The organism is Evansella halocellulosilytica (assembly GCF_002335745.1).
GTDB classification, from domain to species: Bacteria; Bacillota; Bacilli; order Bacillales; family Salisediminibacteriaceae; genus Bacillus_CA; species Bacillus_CA halocellulosilytica.
Map to the genome: position 1 here is coordinate 4812003 of NZ_NIST01000001.1, position 16792 is coordinate 4828794.

At 38.2% G+C, this 16792-nt stretch carries 14 protein-coding genes and 2 riboswitches; of the genes, 5 read left to right on the forward strand and 9 right to left on the reverse strand.

What is annotated here, in order from left to right; genetic code table 11:
* The first annotated feature begins 244 nt into the window (after window positions 1-244).
* Both CD001_RS22715 and CD001_RS22720 read left to right on the forward strand, forming a co-directional pair.
* The gene (locus tag CD001_RS22715) at window positions 245-1681 is read left to right on the forward strand and encodes a glycogen synthase (RefSeq protein ID WP_096189887.1); all 1437 of its coding nucleotides are present in this window, start codon (window positions 245-247) and stop codon (window positions 1679-1681) included.
* Complete coding sequence (locus CD001_RS22720) at window positions 1678-4134, forward strand: glycogen/starch/alpha-glucan phosphorylase (RefSeq protein ID WP_096189888.1); 2457 nt, start codon at window positions 1678-1680, stop codon at window positions 4132-4134. Before CD001_RS22715 ends, CD001_RS22720 begins: the two co-directional genes overlap by 4 nt.
* Window positions 4135-4183: 49 nt before the next feature.
* Here the strand turns inward: CD001_RS22720 and CD001_RS22725 are convergent, their stop codons facing one another.
* The 4 genes from CD001_RS22725 to CD001_RS22740 form a co-directional block, all read right to left on the reverse strand.
* Window positions 4184-5398 carry a NupC/NupG family nucleoside CNT transporter gene (locus tag CD001_RS22725; protein ID WP_096189889.1) on the reverse strand — a complete coding sequence of 405 codons (1215 nt, stop codon included), beginning with the start codon at window positions 5396-5398 and terminating at the stop codon, window positions 4184-4186.
* Between the two features lie 521 nt (window positions 5399-5919).
* Complete coding sequence (locus CD001_RS26590) at window positions 5920-6063, reverse strand: hypothetical protein (protein WP_179298866.1); 144 nt, start codon at window positions 6061-6063, stop codon at window positions 5920-5922.
* A gap of 113 nt (window positions 6064-6176) precedes the next feature.
* Window positions 6177-6875: a LuxR C-terminal-related transcriptional regulator gene (locus CD001_RS22735; RefSeq protein WP_096189891.1), complete on the reverse strand. Its 699-nt coding sequence runs from the start codon at window positions 6873-6875 to the stop codon at window positions 6177-6179.
* A gap of 57 nt (window positions 6876-6932) precedes the next feature.
* A riboswitch (cyclic di-GMP riboswitch) is annotated at window positions 6933-7008 on the reverse strand.
* 81 nt (window positions 7009-7089) lie between these two features.
* Window positions 7090-7176: riboswitch (cyclic di-GMP riboswitch) on the reverse strand.
* A gap of 254 nt (window positions 7177-7430) precedes the next feature.
* Entirely contained in the window at window positions 7431-8891 is a 1461-nt protein-coding gene (locus CD001_RS22740; RefSeq protein ID WP_257009909.1) for a glycine betaine uptake BCCT transporter, read from the reverse strand.
* A gap of 958 nt (window positions 8892-9849) precedes the next feature.
* On the opposite strand from CD001_RS22740, the gene CD001_RS22745 reads away from it, so the two are divergent.
* Together CD001_RS22745 and CD001_RS22750 are read left to right on the forward strand one after the other, a co-directional pair.
* Window positions 9850-11298, forward strand: coding sequence for a M28 family peptidase (locus tag CD001_RS22745; protein WP_096189892.1), 1449 nt, complete (start codon window positions 9850-9852; stop codon window positions 11296-11298).
* On the forward strand, window positions 11295-12275 hold the full coding sequence (locus tag CD001_RS22750) for a M28 family peptidase (RefSeq protein ID WP_096189893.1): 981 nt from the start codon (window positions 11295-11297) through the stop codon (window positions 12273-12275). The genes CD001_RS22745 and CD001_RS22750 overlap by 4 nt, the downstream gene beginning before the upstream one ends.
* A 102-nt stretch (window positions 12276-12377) precedes the next feature.
* Here CD001_RS22750 and CD001_RS22755 read toward each other — a convergent pair whose 3' ends face one another.
* On the reverse strand, window positions 12378-13121 hold the full coding sequence (locus CD001_RS22755) for a copper homeostasis protein CutC (protein ID WP_257009910.1): 744 nt from the start codon (window positions 13119-13121) through the stop codon (window positions 12378-12380).
* Between CD001_RS22755 and CD001_RS27420 the strand changes: the two genes are divergently transcribed.
* A complete protein-coding gene (locus CD001_RS27420; RefSeq protein WP_142303631.1) occupies window positions 13078-13515 on the forward strand; it encodes a hypothetical protein in 438 nt (145 codons plus the stop codon). The two genes, CD001_RS22755 and CD001_RS27420, sit on opposite strands and share 44 nt — an antisense overlap.
* Here the strand turns inward: CD001_RS27420 and CD001_RS22765 are convergent.
* From CD001_RS22765 to CD001_RS22780, 4 genes are all read right to left on the reverse strand, one after another.
* Entirely contained in the window at window positions 13507-14397 is an 891-nt protein-coding gene (locus CD001_RS22765; protein ID WP_096189894.1) for a glycine betaine ABC transporter substrate-binding protein, read from the reverse strand. The genes CD001_RS27420 and CD001_RS22765 overlap by 9 nt on opposite strands.
* Before the next feature lie 20 nt (window positions 14398-14417).
* Window positions 14418-15074 (reverse strand): cysteine hydrolase family protein, encoded by a 657-nt coding sequence (locus CD001_RS22770; RefSeq protein ID WP_096189895.1) that lies wholly within the window; start codon window positions 15072-15074, stop codon window positions 14418-14420.
* An 18-nt stretch (window positions 15075-15092) separates the two neighbouring features.
* A complete protein-coding gene (locus CD001_RS22775; protein ID WP_257009911.1) occupies window positions 15093-15635 on the reverse strand; it encodes a GbsR/MarR family transcriptional regulator in 543 nt (180 codons plus the stop codon).
* Between the two features lie 402 nt (window positions 15636-16037).
* Window positions 16038-16724, reverse strand: coding sequence for a hypothetical protein (locus CD001_RS22780; protein WP_096189896.1), 687 nt, complete (start codon window positions 16722-16724; stop codon window positions 16038-16040).
* Between the last annotated feature and the right edge of the window lie 68 nt (window positions 16725-16792).

The following is a 16792-nucleotide window of genomic DNA, read 5'->3' on the forward strand; positions in this document are numbered from 1 at the left end:
GGACTGAATTGAGTGAGATAAAGGAGAATCGAAAGCTTGTCTTTCGTTTTCGACTTATCGTAGACGAGATGAAGGAAGTTTCTCAAGGCGATAGGTACTGAAGCTAGACATCTATCGAGAGATAGAGTGTTTTACTTTCTTATTCTTTAAGAAAAACGGAAGTACCTTGGTCATCGACGATGCAGCTTTGCTATAACAGTAACTTCTTTTTCACTGAATAAAAATTGAAAGGAGCAGAGATCGGATGGAAAATGTTTTATATGTCGCTTCAGAATGTACACCATTTATAAAGACAGGAGGATTAGCCGATGTCATCGGGTCTCTCCCAAGTGCTTTATCGACGAATGAAAAGATGAACGTACGTGTCATACTCCCTTTGTACGATGAGATCGCAGAAGAATGGAAAAATGAAATGAAGTTTAAAGCGATTATTCCAGTAGAAGTAGGATGGCGCAACCAAACAGCTGAGCTCTACACACTCGATCACGAAGGAATAATGTATTATTTTATCGCTAATTCTTTTTACTTCACCCGTAAAGGTGTTTACGGTTATTACGATGATGGAGAACGATTCGTGTTTTTTAGTAAAGCAGTCATCACTTCACTTGAATATTTGGATATCGTTCCAGATATTCTACATGCCCATGATTGGCAGGCAGGGCTGACTGTCGCCTTTGCAAAAATTTATCAGCCTATTAAACATTTAAAAACAATTTTTACGATTCATAATATGAAATATCAAGGTGTTATCCCAAATGAGATGTATGATGATTTATTCAGTCTTCCACCTGAACACCTTAGCGGAATGGAGTGGGATGGCATGATTAATTGTTTAAAAGCTGGAATTTTCCATGCAGATAAAGTTACAACGGTCAGTCCAACTTACGCAGAAGAGCTAAAAGATCCTTACTTTAGCGAAGGGCTTCACCCTGTTTTGCAAGATCGCCAAGTAGACTTCATTGGGATTTTAAATGGAGTTGATACGGATGAATATCACCCATTGAAAGACCCTCATGTAGATGTGAATTACCGTTATTCTCGTTCAAAGAAACAAGAAAATAAAGTAGAACTGCAAAAACAGTTAGGAATCCCAATCAATGAATCAACACCGCTATACGTAATGGTCACTCGTTTAGTTGAACAAAAGGGGCTCCACCTCGTTCAGCATATTTTAGAAGAGTTTTTACAAGATGATGTTCAGTTCGTCATTCTCGGTACTGGTGAGGCTGAATTTGAAGACTATTTTTCATATATAGCCCACCGATATTCTGAAAAAGTTGTCGCTAAACTTACATTTAATGAAGCACTTTCCCGCAAGCTTTATGCAAGTGGTGACTTTTTCATCATGCCTTCAAAATTTGAACCATGCGGACTATCTCAATTAATTGCCCTCCAATATAAAACAGTTCCGATTGTTCGAGAAACAGGAGGGTTAAAAGATACTGTTATTCCTTATAATGAAAATACTGGAGAAGGTAACGGTTTTAGTTTTACAAACTATAACGCTCATGACTTGTTAGCTGTTCTTAAATACACCCTCGCAATCTATCATGATGAACAACATTGGAAAAAGCTCGCAAAAAATGTGAACAAAGTCAAATATGACTGGCGGCAATCAGCGAAAGAATACAAACACCTATATGAAACTGTCTGCGGGATAAAGGGAGTGACACAGAATTGACCAATCATCATGTCGATGATTTTATCAAACGGATCTCTGACAAGATCGAAACTGTTAGTGGTAAAACGATAGACGAAGCTTCAGAAAGAGATGTATACGTTGGAGTTGCATCGATTGTTAACGATGAAATCAAGCACAAATGGATTCGTACAAGTGACACTTATGAAAAAGAAAAAGTAAAGCAAGTGTATTATTTATCAATGGAATTTTTAGTTGGACGTCTCCTTGAAAGTAATTTATTGAATGGTGGACTCCTCGATGTAACGAATGAAGCAATAAAAAAAATAGGCTTCGAGCCTAAACGTGTGTATGCACATGAACATGACGCTGGATTAGGTAATGGCGGGCTTGGCCGATTAGCTGCCTGCTTTCTCGATTCGTTAGCATCTTTGAATTATCCGGGACACGGCTGCGGTATTCGTTACCGCTATGGATTATTTGAGCAAAGAATTATTCACGGACACCAAATTGAACTGCCTGATTATTGGTTAAAAGAAGATTACCCCTGGGAAACGAGAAAAGGAGACGAGAGTTTCAAAATCCATTTTCGCGGTGACGTACATATGCATAAGCGAATCGATGGTTCTCTTGAGTTTCGATATGAAAACACCGATCAAGTGATGGCCGTCCCTTATGATATCCCTGTCGTAGGTTACAAGAATGAGACGGTTAATACATTACGTCTTTGGAGTGCAGAATCGATTACTCGTGAAAAAGATTATTTGACGAGTCAACAATCTCAATATTATCATCATTTGGATCATAAACATTCTATTGAGCAAATTTCCGGCTTTTTATATCCGGATGACTCAAGCTATGAGGGGAAAGAGCTCCGGTTAAAACAGCAATATTTTCTCGTTTCAGCGAGTATTCAACATATTTTACGCCAATATAAAAAACAGCAGCGTGGACCGTTAACAAATCTTCCAGAACATGTCGTCATTCAAATTAATGATACACATCCAAGCCTCGCCATTCCCGAATTAATGCGTTTGCTTATGGATGACGAACATTATGGTTGGGACGATGCATGGAAAATAACAAACAAGACGATCGCTTATACAAATCATACAACATTATCTGAAGCTTTGGAGAAATGGCCAAAAACAATGGTAGAACGCCTTCTTCCACGTATATATATGATTATTAATGAGATTAACGAACGATTTTGTCGAGGATTATGGTTTGACCATCCCGAGTTAAGAAATGTGATTCCTGAGCTTGCTATTATCGCAGACGACCAAGTTCATATGGCTCGCCTTGCTATTGTAGGCAGCTTTAGCGTAAATGGGGTCGCACGTCTCCATACAGAGATTCTTAAGAAAAAAGAAATGAAAAATTTCTACTGCCTTTTCCCAGATCGATTTAATAATAAAACAAATGGCATTACCCATCGAAGATGGCTTCTTCAAATTAACCGAGGATTATCTAGGTTAATTACTGAAGTCATTGGTACGAACTGGATTCAACGTCCAAATCAGTTAATTAGTCTGCTACGATATTCAAAGGATTCAGCCTTTTTAGAGGAAGTCGACAAAGTGAAGCTTCATAATAAACGAGAACTAGCACAATTTATTTACGATCGCACAGGAATTGCAGTCGATGAATATTCGATTTTTGATGTACAAATTAAACGGCTTCATGAGTACAAACGCCAGTTGCTAAATATTTTTCATGTCATTTACCTTTACAATGAATTAAAAGATAATCCAACATTGGACATTACTCCAAGAACGTTTATTTTTGGTGCAAAAGCAGCTCCGAGCTATCACTTGGCAAAAGAAGTCATTAAGTTAATACACACAGTTGCTTCACTTGTGAATTATGATCCTGATATCGCTGGAAAATTAAAAGTCGTTTTTCTCGAAAACTATAATGTAAGCCTGGCAGAAAAAATTATTCCAGCAGCTGATATTAGCGAACAGATTTCTACTGCAAGTAAAGAAGCTTCCGGGACTGGAAATATGAAAATGATGATGAATGGGGCTTTAACGGTCGGCACGATGGATGGAGCAAATATTGAAATACGTGACCTTGTCGGTGACCAGCATATTTTTATGTTCGGATTAACGGCTGATGAAGTTTTAGCATATTACGAATACGGCGGTTACAATGCTAGGGACATTTACAACACAGATGAACGTGTAAGGCGGATCTTGAATCAATTAAATGAAGGAGTATTTGGCTCCCAGGAAATAGAGTTTAAAGATATTTACTATAACATTTTATATCACAATGACCCGTACTTTGTACTGAAAGATTTTGATCCTTATATTGAAATCCATGAACTCGTCGAGCAGGCTTATCGTGATCGGACTACATGGTTAAACAAAAGTGTGACGAACATCGCTTATTCAGGCAAGTTTTCAAGTGATCGTACCATTCAAGAATATGCCTCAAAAATATGGAAACTAAACCAAGTTCCAATCAATAAAGCGACCGATGAGCAATAGTCACTCATCGGCCGTTTTCACTTTATTCGATAGGTTGTTTCATCATAGTTTAAATGAGCATACCTGCCATTGATGCACTTAATAATGATGCTAACATCCCTGCAGCGACTGCACGCACACCCATCTTCGCAATATCTTCACGGCGGCTAGGTGCTAATTTCCCTAGTCCACCTAACAAGATTGCTAACGATGAAATGTTGGCAAATCCGCATAATGCAAAACTAACTACTACAACTGTTTTCGGACTTAACTCTTCCATTACTGGAGCAAAAGAAGTATAAGCGACAAACTCATTCAATACGAGCTTTTGTCCAATAAAACTACCTGCAGTTATAGCTTCTGACCAAGGTACACCTGCTGCAAATGCAATAGGAGCAAATAAAAAGCCTAAAATTTGTTCTAATGTTAAGGAATCGTAATTAAACCAACCGCCTACAAACCCTAACAGACCATTAACTAATGCAATAAGGGCGATAAAGGCAAGAAGCATAGCACCAATATTTAAAGCTAATGTCAAACCAGTACTTGCACCTTTTGCAGCAGCGTCAATCACATTTGCTGACTCAGTATCTTTATCCATATCTAACTTATCCGATGTATCAGACTGTTCTGTTTCAGGCATCATTATTTTTGCCATTACTAAACCAGCTGGAGCAGCCATGAAACTTGCTGCAAGTAAATACTCAAGTGGGACCCCTAAAAGTGAGATTCCAATTAAAATCGAACCGGCTACTGATGCAAGTCCGCCTGTCATGACCGCAAATAATTCGGAGCGAGTCATTTTTGGTAAATAAGGTTTTACAACAAGGGGAGCCTCTGTTTGTCCTACAAAAATATTCGCTGCAGCAGAAAGTGATTCTGTTTGGCTCGTACCTAATAATTTTGCTAGACCGCCACCAATTAATTTAATAACCCACTGCATAACTCCAAGATAATAGAGCACGGAAATGAGAGATGAGAAAAAGATAATAACCCCTAACACTTCTATAGCAAAAATCATTCCGACGTTTTCCGCTTCAAACAGACCACCAAACAAAAAGCCGATCCCTTCATTTGCGTAATCAATTATCGCATTTATTCCAAGTGTAAGTTGTTCCAATCCAGCTTGTCCAAGTTCCCACTTCAACACTATAAATGCAAATGTAAATTGAATTAATAAACCGCCTATAACCGTTCTTAGCTTAATCGCTTTTCGATTCGTAGACAGTACAAAAGCGATCGTAAGTACAGTTAATATACCAAAAATTCCCCATAAAATATCCATCTATAGCACCTCTTGTTGTTATTTTGAAATCGCTTTCTTTAATATGAAAACGTTCTATAATATATAAAAGCAACGTTTTCTACTTTAACGAATTATGGAGGTGGTTGTAAATAGAAAAAACAAATATTTTTATTCCAATTTCAAGCAACTTAAACAGAATCCACGATATAATCATCAACTTTTTCGATATCAACAACCACCTTAATAGGCACGAATTACGGAAGAAGAGAAAGTTTGTGTGTCTTCCTCCAGGTTTTCCGAACGGGAAATCTCATGAAATTTTTTAGAGCGTCTTTCAGGAATGGGATGAAAGGAAGATCAGATATGAATTGCCTTTTTAACTTCAAGTATCTGAAAATATGCTTTACTATAATCTATAGCATTCAATAACCCTCTCACATTCACAGCTCCAAAATATTTCGCTTGTTGCACCTCGATATCATTACTTACTTTAAGAAAACGTTCTACTTTTAAATCTTCCCCTTGTAGCTGTTGTTTAATCGATGTATTTAAGTATCAATTTATGAAATAGAGCCCTTAATTTTACTAAAACCATTGCAAACAAAAGACTCACACCTTATATCACCAGCTTCCTTACTATTTATTTTTCCGTGAATAATAACACCACCAACTGTACTTTCATTCCCGATTATTTCTTTGATCAATATACTCTCCCACATGAAAGCACGAACATTATAATTGCAGTTCAGCATAATCACCTAATTTAGTTTTTTTAATCACACTAAAAAAGTCCAGTTTCTCTAAACTGGACTTTTCACTATCTTTGAGCATCAACCCATCCATTTCGAATCGCTTTTACCATTGCATCAGTGCGATCGTTCGCTCCTATCTTCTTTAATATACTGCTAATAACTGTCGTTACAGTAGAGTGTGCAAAATATAGTTTTTCTGCAATTTGACTATTATTATTTCCATCTAAAATTAGCTCTAAAATCACATGTTCTCGTTCGGTTAATATTCCTGCGACCTTTTCTTTGTTTAACATTAGCTTTTTTATCGGTTTAAACCTCATCTTTTTATTTTCGATCTCTAATGAAAGGTCTCTATGTATTTCTGGTTCAAGAAAGGCTCGTTTATCAACTAATGCATTCATGATTATTTGATAATTATTTTGTAAATATGATAAAGAGACGATTCCGTTTATCGGTAAAGATAAAAAGTGAAATACTTCCTTGTCAATTGCTTCTTTACTTACTAATAATACCGTTGATTTTTCTTGATTATAAGATTGGAGTCTACCTTCTAGTTCATTAAAGGACTGGGTTGAAAAGCGATCTATTAAATAGACTATCCATGTATGCCCTTCCTTTGTGATAGCAGGAACACTGTTTTTTAAGTAAATTTCCTTTAAAAGCTTTGAAATATTTGCTTTTGTTGCATCCGGGAATTCCATTTTTGGGTCAATATAAACAATTTTTGCATTTTTCGTTTGGACTTTCTCTTTCACTCCAAGCATTATTACTCCTCCTTAATTCCTATTCAATAACTAATCATAAAGAATTATATTCATTGAAACGGCAACTGGCTGACATGGCGCTAGCTTTATAGTTTTGCGTCACTACGTTTCCGCAGCTTTGCCCTTTTCGCTTCACCTCTTTTCTATGTAATAGTGACTATGAAGTTATAATAAAAAGCTGCCATACATACGTATATAAGGGCAGCTTTACTAGAAGTGCAACTGGCTGGCATATCTTATTTAAGATTTAGCCCCTTTAGTTTTGCGTCCTGCTTTTTCAAGCAGTTTGCCCTTATAAGATTAATTCTCTGTAATCCGACAATAAATGTCGAGTTTCAACAACATCTGATCTTTGTACTATATCATAAGACCTAACTAAAATCAATATATAGTAGTTTCTTAATTAATAACAAACATATATATGAAAATATGCTTACAAATTCCCAAAAACCCCCAGGTGCCTGGCACCTGGGGGTTTTTGAATAAGTCTTTTAACTTACTTTTTTCTTATTTTCTTGTATTTCTTTTTTACTTTTTCCTGCTTGTATTAAATCTTTATTTAACTTTTATTAGCCCGTAACACATAACGAGTATTATGAATGCTAGTGGTAAAGCACTAACGATTATCGCTGTTTGTAATCCAGCAAGTCCTCCTGAATACATGAGTACCAATGTAGAAGCTACTAAAATAAGGCCCCAAGTAATTTTAATACGATTTGAAGGGTTTAATTTCCCGCCTGTCGTTTGCATCCCTAGAACAAAAGTTGCAGAATCAGCAGACGTAACAAAGAAAGTTGTAATTAGAGCGACAGTTAGCACAGATAATATCGCTGTTAAAGGAAGGTGTTCATAAACAAAAAACAGTGCTGTTTCTAGACCTTGTCCAGAAATCTCTAATCCTTGAAATTGCTCTAAATAAATTCCTGTTCCGCCAAAAACAGTAAACCATAACCCACAGACAAGTGTAGGGACGAGAAGAACAGCAACTGTAAATTCACGGATCGTTCTACCTTTTGACACACGTGCAATAAACATACCGACAAACGGTGTCCAAGAAATCCACCATGCCCAATAGAAAATCGTCCAGTCCTGCGTCCAAGTCAGCTCTTCAGCATCGAATGGCGATAGTCTGAGCCCCATAAACGCAACATTTTGAACATAGCTTCCTAAGCTCGTCGTAAACATATTTAATAAGAAGACCGTTGGACCTACAATAAGAACAGTAAGTAATAACAACGTAGCAATTGCCATATTTGCATTACTTAAATATTTAATTCCTCGTGATATACCTGTACTTGCTGAGACAATGAAAAGTACTGTAATGATTGCCATTATAATCATTTGTACTCCTAAGTTGTTCGGTATCCCGATTAAATACTCTAATCCAGCATTAATTTGCTGAGCACCTAAACCGAGTGATGCAGCAACACCAAATAGTGTCGCAAACACAGCAACAACATCAATTGTCTTTCCAATTGGACCTTTCACCTTCTCACCAAGTACTGGCTGAAGAGTCGCACTCATTAACCCTGGTGCTCCTTTTCTAAACTTCTGGTAAGCAAGTGCTAATGCAACAATCGCATAAATCGCCCATGCATGTAATCCCCAATGTAACCATGTATAACTCATTCCAAGTGTCGCAGCTTCATCTGTATTTCCCTCACCGGTTGGCGGTACTGCAAAGTGTGAAATTGGTTCAGATACCCCATAGAATAAAAGTCCAATCCCCATCCCGGCTGAAAAAAGCATGGCAAACCACGTTATACGATTATAATCAGGTTTGGAATCAGGCTTACCTAATTTTATTTTCCCATATTTACTAAAGATCATAAAAATCGCGAATCCAATAAAGAACGTTGCAACTAATTGGTAAAACCAGCCGAATGACTCAAGAACAAATCCTTGAGCGACTTCCATCGTAAAAGCTAATTGTTCAGGAATAATCACTCCAATTAAGACAAATACGACAGCTATGCCGACCGAAACTTTTAAAATTGACCTATCACTTTGATCCAAAACGATAAACACTCCTTAGATTATCTCTTTTCTGTAATTCGATCATTTCAACAAATACTTTCTAATTAAAACATAATTCAACATAAACTGAAAAAACTGTACAGAATGATTTGTAGAATTTATTGATGATATGATTATGTGAGGCCGATTCACCCTATTCATAGATACAAATACAATCGAATAAGACGATTTACACGACTTTTCTATAAAAAGGGCACTCATTCTCCCTTTAAATGTCAAAGATCTACACAATCTTCCTTCCTCATTATTAAAACAACCTAAAAATTTGGAAATATAAGCCTTTCATTGCTAGATGATAAGAAAAGCACAAGGCGCCCGCCTATCGGTGAAAAGCGCTGCCTCTTCCTCTTCTAGCATCGCTCTGTCGTTATATCCGTCAACCGGGCAATGCGCCACGTCCTGTGGCATGCCCGGCATTAGGACGTCCTGTCCGTCGACGCAAATCGCTAGATCAGATCTTCTGCTAAAACCTCCGCGTCCTGCGGGAACGCCGAAGTCACCACATCCGTGTGGAAGCTCGTGTAGGAAACGCTCGTGCCTGCTAGTCTAGACAGCAACCGAGAGATTGAAATTTTATACTTTCTTTTCTGTTAAAGAAAAGCAGTTTTCTAAACTATGAAAATGCTTCCTTTACAAACTTTCGAACTAGAAAAATACGCCAGTATATATATCTTAATATTCTGAAAAAGGAATTTCGCCCTATTGGCAAAATTACCCTAATTTTAGACAATTATGCTATATTCTATTATTTTTCGCTTTACTAAACTTTTGAAGAGAGGAGTCAAGGGATTTAGCTAAGAACTTCTTGTAGATTCTTGAAAGGTACCTTTCATTTTAGTAGTTTCCTCGCAAATCGCAAAATTTGACGAATGAGAGACCTTTTTCTATTCATTTTAGAACTGTTTCGATCTTACTACAAATAGGAGGTCAAGTTTCTATGACTAAAAAAATGACGATTCTTTTCTTAGGTACATTGCTATTGTTTTCTGGGTTTATCTCTATCCCCCAAAGTTTAGGAGGACTTACAGGATCAACGGTTTCCGCAGAAGAAAACGGGAAATCAGGATCTCCATTTGACCGGAAAATTACTGCTCGATTTAATTCCGATAATGTGATGGATCATATTTCTCATTTTTCCGAAGAGATTGGTCCACGTGTAGCAGGAACCGATGAGGAACAAGAAGCAGCAGATTACATTCAATCTGAACTGGAGCAATATGGTTATGAGGTCTCATCGCAAACGTTTGATATTGCAGATCGTCTAGAAGGACAATTGCACGTATCACTTTCAGATGAAGAACTTGCAATTCGGATTGGGACAGGCTCAGCATCTACTGATGAAGAAGGTGTAAGTGGACAAGTAATTCATGCTGGCCTAGGCTATGAAGAGGATTTCCCAGCTGAAGTTGAAGGGAACATCGCCCTAATTGAACGAGGAGAATTCAGTTTCTGGGAAAAAACGGAGAATGCAATCAATGCAGATGCTGCCGGTGTCATTATTTATGACAATAGCGAAGGTCTTGTCCCTCCTACACCTAGTTTAGGCGGTAACGAAGCACCTATTCCTGTCATCGCTGTCACTCAAGCAGATGGTGAGATGCTTCTTTCTGAAGATCATGTTACGGCAACAATTACAATTAGTGCTGTGACAAGTCAACAGTCTCAAAACATCATTGCAGTGAAAGAACCGAAAGGAAAACCTGTAGAAGATCCTGAAATTGTTTACGTTACAGCACACTATGATAGCGTTCCGTACTCACCTGGGGCAAATGATAATGCATCAGGAACGTCAGTCGTTCTGGAGTTTGCTAGAATTATGGAAGCCTACCCTACTGAAAAAGAAATACGCTTCGTTTTTGCTGGTGCTGAGGAAATTGGCTTAGTAGGATCCAGATATTATGTAAGTCAGCTAGATGAACAAGAAATTACCCGAAGTGCGGCAAACTTTAATTTAGATATGGTCGGTACGAATTGGGAAAATGCAACTAGTTTATATGTCAATGTAGTAGACGGTGCCCCAAATGAAGTTTGGCAGTCTGCTAGTGCAGCAGCTGAAAGATTAGGGAATGATACACTCGTACTTTTTGAACGAGGTGCCTCTGATCACGTAGCTTTTTATGAAGCAGGTATTGATGCGGCCAACTTCATCCGAAGAGAACCAGAAACTGCTGCACTTGAGCCTTGGTACCACACGCCATTTGATACGATAGATAAAATTAGTCAAGACCGCATTCAAGAGGCTGGAGAGCTGATCGGTTCTGCCATCTATGATTTTGCACGAAAAGATATACCGGGGCAGAGCGGAAATTCTAATTTGAAAAAATCTATGAACCAAGAAGACTATCAATTAAATGAAGATAAACGTTTAGAAGAGGTGATAAGATGATGAAAAAACAACTGAAGGTTGTACTCATTTTGGCATTCATGCTTTCTACTTTTCAAATGTCTGCTTTTGCGGCTCCACCAAATGGAAACTCAGGGCAAGCATTCGATAACCGCATCATTAAACAAATTGATGTCGACAATGTCTATGATCACGTTTACCATTTATCCGAAGTCATTGGGCCACGTGTAGCTGGAACAGAAGCCGAGCTTGAAACTGTCGATTATTTAGTGGAAGAGTTCGAAAGTTATGGCTATGACAACGTTGAAGTTCAGCCATTTGACCAATTAGGATTCACTTCCTACAACGTCATTGCAACGAAAACACCGAACAATCCGAACCAAGACAGTGGACAAATTTTAATTGTCGGTGCACACCATGACACTGTACCAGGTTCCCCAGGTGCAAATGATGATGCATCCGGCACTGGGGCATTATTAGAGCTAGCTCGTGTCATGTCGAATGCTCCTGTTGATAGCGAAGTTCGCTTTATCGCATTTGGTGCAGAAGAGAGAGGACTCGTTGGATCGCGCCATTACGCTTCTACTATGACAGAAGATGAAGTCGAAAGAACAGTAGGAATGTTCCAACTAGATATGATTGGTAGTGCCGATGCTGGTGATTTAACGATGTTTACTGTTGATGGAGAACAAAATACCGTCACAGACCTTGCAGCTTCTGCAGGTGCGCGCGTATCGCAAAACGACATTCCTCCGTTTAGCATGCTTGGCCGCAGTGACCATGTTCCATTTTATGAACGGGGTATTCCAGCAGCATTATTCATCCATACACCACTTGAGCCTTGGTATCATACACCTGATGATACGATTGAAAACATCGACATTGATAAGCTAGAAGATGTCACAAAGATCGTTGGTGCTGCTGTATACCACGCAGCAAGACCGGATACGCCTGCATTAGAGCGTTCACAAGTCGCACCACAGCCAGTTGATTATTATTACGAAGATCCACAATTATAAGTAATATGACTATTTAGTAAAACCCACGGTGGTGCCTTAAAATGACCTTTTGAGGCACCACCGTTTTTTAAATACAAGTTTCTCCTTATAATGGGAAAACACCTATTTCGAGCCAGATGATCTCCGTATAAGGTCGCCCACTTCTCGAAACGATCTCACCTTCTTTTCATCAATCGGCTCTACAAACGAACCGTCCACTCTCACACCAGATCCGAAATGATATTCGTTCGCATTGATTTTTTGTGCGATCTGTTTAAATGTTGACTGTTTAAGTCCACTCCCAACTAGAATTTCAGGTCCATTTAACTCTTTTTGCAACTCGATCAACGTCGTAAGAGGATCGGTTTCTTTAACAGTAGCTTGTCCCCCAGAAGTTAACACACGGCTAATCTGATTTTTATATTTACATAGAGTCTTATAAGAACGAACCAAATCTTTTGCTTCATCAAAAGCACGATGAAATGTTACATCCATGTCTCCAGTCACTTCTAACACTTGCTGAAGCGTCTGTTCGTCAATCATTCCATGCTGATCAAGACAGCCAAAGACGATGCCTTGAACACCGATGTTCTTCATTATGTTGATGTCTTCTTTTATAATATTCAACTCTTCTTGTGTATAGATAAAAGAGCGACTATGAGGTCTGACCATCACCTGAACTGGGATATTCACTTGATCGATAACACTCTTAATCATCATTCCATAGCTCGGTGTAAGCCCCCCTTCACCGATAGCTGTCACTAACTCTAATCGGTCCACTCCGTATTTTTCTGCATCTCTCGCATCATCAGGGTGTTGCACAATGACTTCAATTAACATAAAGAATCTTTCCTTTCTTATTTTCATCGTAACTTCTCTTTTCTTTGACGCAACTTCTCCGCGCATAGGCGCAACTTCCCCTTGCCTAGGCGCAACTTCCCTGCGCTTTGACGCAACTTCCCCTTGCCTAGGCGCAACTTCTCCTCGCATAGGCGCAACTTCCTCTTGCCTAGGCGCAACTTCCCTGCGCTTTGACGCAACTTCCCCTTGCCTAGGCGCAACTTCCCTGCGCTTTGACGCAACTTCCCCTTGCCTAGGCGCAACTTCTCCGCGCTTTGACGCAACTTCTCCTTGCCTAGACGCAACTTCTCTGCGCTTTGATGCAACTTCTCCTTGCCTAGACGCAACTTCTTTTCATAGAAATAAAAAGAAAGGGGAGTCTGAAAATGCAGTTCCCCTTCAATCATTATTCCTATTCTAACATCTCATCTACTTGGTCTCGATTTTCATTAATCCATTCTTCTGCAAGTTCTTCAAATGATCTGCCTTCTTCTTCATATGCAAGCATCATTTCTTCAAGGTCTTCCACTTCTATGCTCCATTTAGATAAAATATCATAAGCTCTTTGGTACTCTTCTTCAATTCCATCATAAGAAATGACATAGACATTATCTGATTTAAAAATATCTTTTTCATCTTCTAAAAACTTAAGATCGAATGCAGCAAACATCGAATGGGGTCTCCAACCCGTAATAATAATCGGTTCTTCATTTTCAATTTTTTCCTCTGCTTCTGCTATCATTGCAAATTCACTCGAAGTAGTCAGCGAATACTCATCTTCAATTCCATATTCCTTTATTAGTTCTTCTGAAAGAGTGACAATTCCAGCGCCAGGATCAATCGTAAGTACTTGCTCATCGAACTTTTCAGCATTTCCTATTAGATCATCAATCGTGTCCTCCTCTACATAAGAAGGTACTACCCAGCCTAATGGAACATCAGAATAGCTTGTTGCTACCTTTTGTAAGTCATCTTCATAATTGGCCCAAAGCTCAGCCTCTGTATACGGCAGCCATGCGTCCATGAAGAAATGTACATCTTTATTTACTAAGCCTTCAAAAATAACAGGTTGATCTAATAATGAAAACTCAACATTATACCCTGCCTCTTCCAAAATTAATTTCGCAATATTTGATGGAGCTTCCGTACTCGTCCAAGTTGTCAAACCAAATACAATCGTTTCCCCCTCTACAGTTTCCTCTGCTTGTTCATCTGTATCGTCTTTCGCTTCATTCGTATTACCACATGCTGCTAATAAGACTAACATCATACTAAAAAATAAAAGTGCTGTATGCTTTTTCATGATTGTTCACCTTCCGTAAATTAAGATAATTGCTTAAACACTTCTCTCATATTTTCTGGAGTGAACTGGACTGAATCAGGTCCAGGAGATTTCCACACTCGGTACGTTTCATTGTTTAATTTTTTTACTAATTGATCTGTGTTATAAATATGAAGGTTATACACCCAATTAGCCATCATTAATATGGCTGCCATGTGTGATCCTTCATTAGAGGCGCCACAAATATCTTTTACGAGATTAATTTGGTAGTCTCGGAAATACCCGTCAAAAACAGAAGTCATCAGACAGCCGTCGGTCACAAACCCACCGATCATAATGTGCTTAACACCAAGATTTCTCAAAATTAAATCTAAGTTTGTTGCATAAAATGCACTCCACCGATACTTATCAATAACAATATCTCCCTCTTCTGGAGCAATCTCATCAAATATTTTGTAATTGTCTGTATCGGTTGAATAATACACAGGTGTCCCATCCTCTTTTAACGGTTCTTCATCTGATAACCCGACTGTATCATCACGGTTTATTTGACGTGTATAAATAATTGGAATCTTTTGCTCGCGGCACGTTTTAATCAATTCTTTTGTTTGTCTAATAACATTCTCCACTCCTGCGATTCCAAAATTACTTTCTTTTTGTAAATCTATTAATACTAATGCTGATTTTGTTACATCCAAATGAATTTCCCTCCACATTTATTTCTTTTCAGTTTTCGGTATATAGTTAAAGATTTCATTCGATTCCAAAGCATTTGCAAGCCTCATAGTCCAATCAAAATAAGCAAGTGAGTTATTCAAACTTTCTAAATCCCGTTTAGCTACCTGACTCGCCTCTCCAGATGAGTTTTCGGCAATCTCCTTTAATATTGGTTTTGCTTGTTCATTCGCTTTCATGATTAAACTTCTTTCTTGTCTTAGGTTTTTCACAAAAAAGTTTATAAAGTTACGCATAAAGTCCTTTTCAGCGATAAAATGATCTTTTCTATCTCCCTTTTTCCAAACTTTGATCACCATTTCCGTTTCCAAAAGCTCACGCATTCCATTACTTACGCTTGCTTTACTCATCGCAACTTCCTCTTTAATATCATCAAGTGACATCGGTTCTTCAGCAAAATAAAGTACTCCGTATATCCTTCCGACTGAAGGTGTAACACCATAAATAACCATCGTTTGCGCGAGAGCGCTAACCATTACATCCCGGGCTTCTTCTACCTTTTTCATGTCTTCACTTTTTTTCAAATAATTCACCTTCTTTTTTATCCATTTTATTTAATTTGTTTAATACAACTTGAACATTTAATACTTTATACTCTTTTTGATAGTATGTCAAATCGAGTGAAGAGAACTACACTTCGTCGTAGTAGTTCTCGGTTTAGTCGCAACTTCTCCTTGCCTAGACGCAACTTCTACTTGCCTAGGCGCAACTTCTACTTGCCTAGGCGCAACTTCTCCTTACCTAGGCGCAACTTCCCCTTACTTTGACGCAACTTCTCCTTACTTTGACGCAACTTCTCCTTACTTTGACGCAACTTCTCCTTATAAAGTCGTCGAATTTAAAATCGGATCAAAAAAAGAACAGATTGTTATAAACAACCTGTTCCTTTTATGATTACCGATTTATCTACGAAAATTAGCTATACTTTAAAAGAGGTTTGAAAACCAATTTTTTACCGAATGAAAAATATTTTGAATGAAGTTACGGTCATTTTCTGTTGCTTCTATCGTTTCGCTGCTAACATCGCCCGCCATATTTTCACTTGAATCATCTAATAAAACAGGCTGCTCACCTTCAACGACATTTACCATTTCAGAACCGTATTGATCATAAATAACTTGGCTATTTTCTTCGTTATACGGTTCAATTCCAACTTTCACGGCATTTTCTGTCACATCGACACCAGTAAAGTGAATCGTAAATCGATCATATTCAAAGCCATTTGAATCAATTTCTTGTTGTTTCGACATCAATTCTTCTTCAGAAAACTCTACGTATCGAATCTCAACTTCTGCGGGCTCTGTTACTAATTGTTTCATTTCTGCTTCATGCTCAGAATTCAGCTCTTCAGTAAATGAAAGGACGATGACTCCTAAGTCACTTTTATCCCGATCAATATGCAAACTTGAAAAAACATCGTCTTCAATATGTTCAGAAATATACGCCCGAATCTCATCAATGACTTCAGTATGATTCGGATCAATTCCCTGTTCTTCCCACTCTTCTATTTGATTCGTAAATGAATCATCTTCATCTGCTAAAACTCCTGCAGGAAAAACTGCTAAGACAACAGCAATCGTTACACATGTAAAAATACGTTTAAATAATCTCAAGATAGTCCCTCCTCTTCTTTTACTCATTGGACGCAAGCGGGCATGAAAAGTTACAAATTTTCACCATG

Coding starts and splice junctions, on each gene's coding strand:
- CD001_RS22715 (WP_096189887.1), top strand. CDS start 245: ATGGAAAATGTTTTATATGTCGCTTCAGAATGTACACCATTTATAAAG.
- CD001_RS22725 (WP_096189889.1), bottom strand. CDS start 5,398: ATGGATATTTTATGGGGAATTTTTGGTATATTAACTGTACTTACGATC.
- CD001_RS22735 (WP_096189891.1), bottom strand. CDS start 6,875: ATGCTTGGAGTGAAAGAGAAAGTCCAAACGAAAAATGCAAAAATTGTT.
- CD001_RS22745 (WP_096189892.1), top strand. CDS start 9,850: ATGACTAAAAAAATGACGATTCTTTTCTTAGGTACATTGCTATTGTTT.
- CD001_RS22750 (WP_096189893.1), top strand. CDS start 11,295: ATGATGAAAAAACAACTGAAGGTTGTACTCATTTTGGCATTCATGCTT.
- CD001_RS27420 (WP_142303631.1), top strand. CDS start 13,078: ATGACTTCAATTAACATAAAGAATCTTTCCTTTCTTATTTTCATCGTA.
- CD001_RS22755 (WP_257009910.1), bottom strand. CDS start 13,121: ATGAAAATAAGAAAGGAAAGATTCTTTATGTTAATTGAAGTCATTGTG.
- CD001_RS22765 (WP_096189894.1), bottom strand. CDS start 14,397: ATGAAAAAGCATACAGCACTTTTATTTTTTAGTATGATGTTAGTCTTA.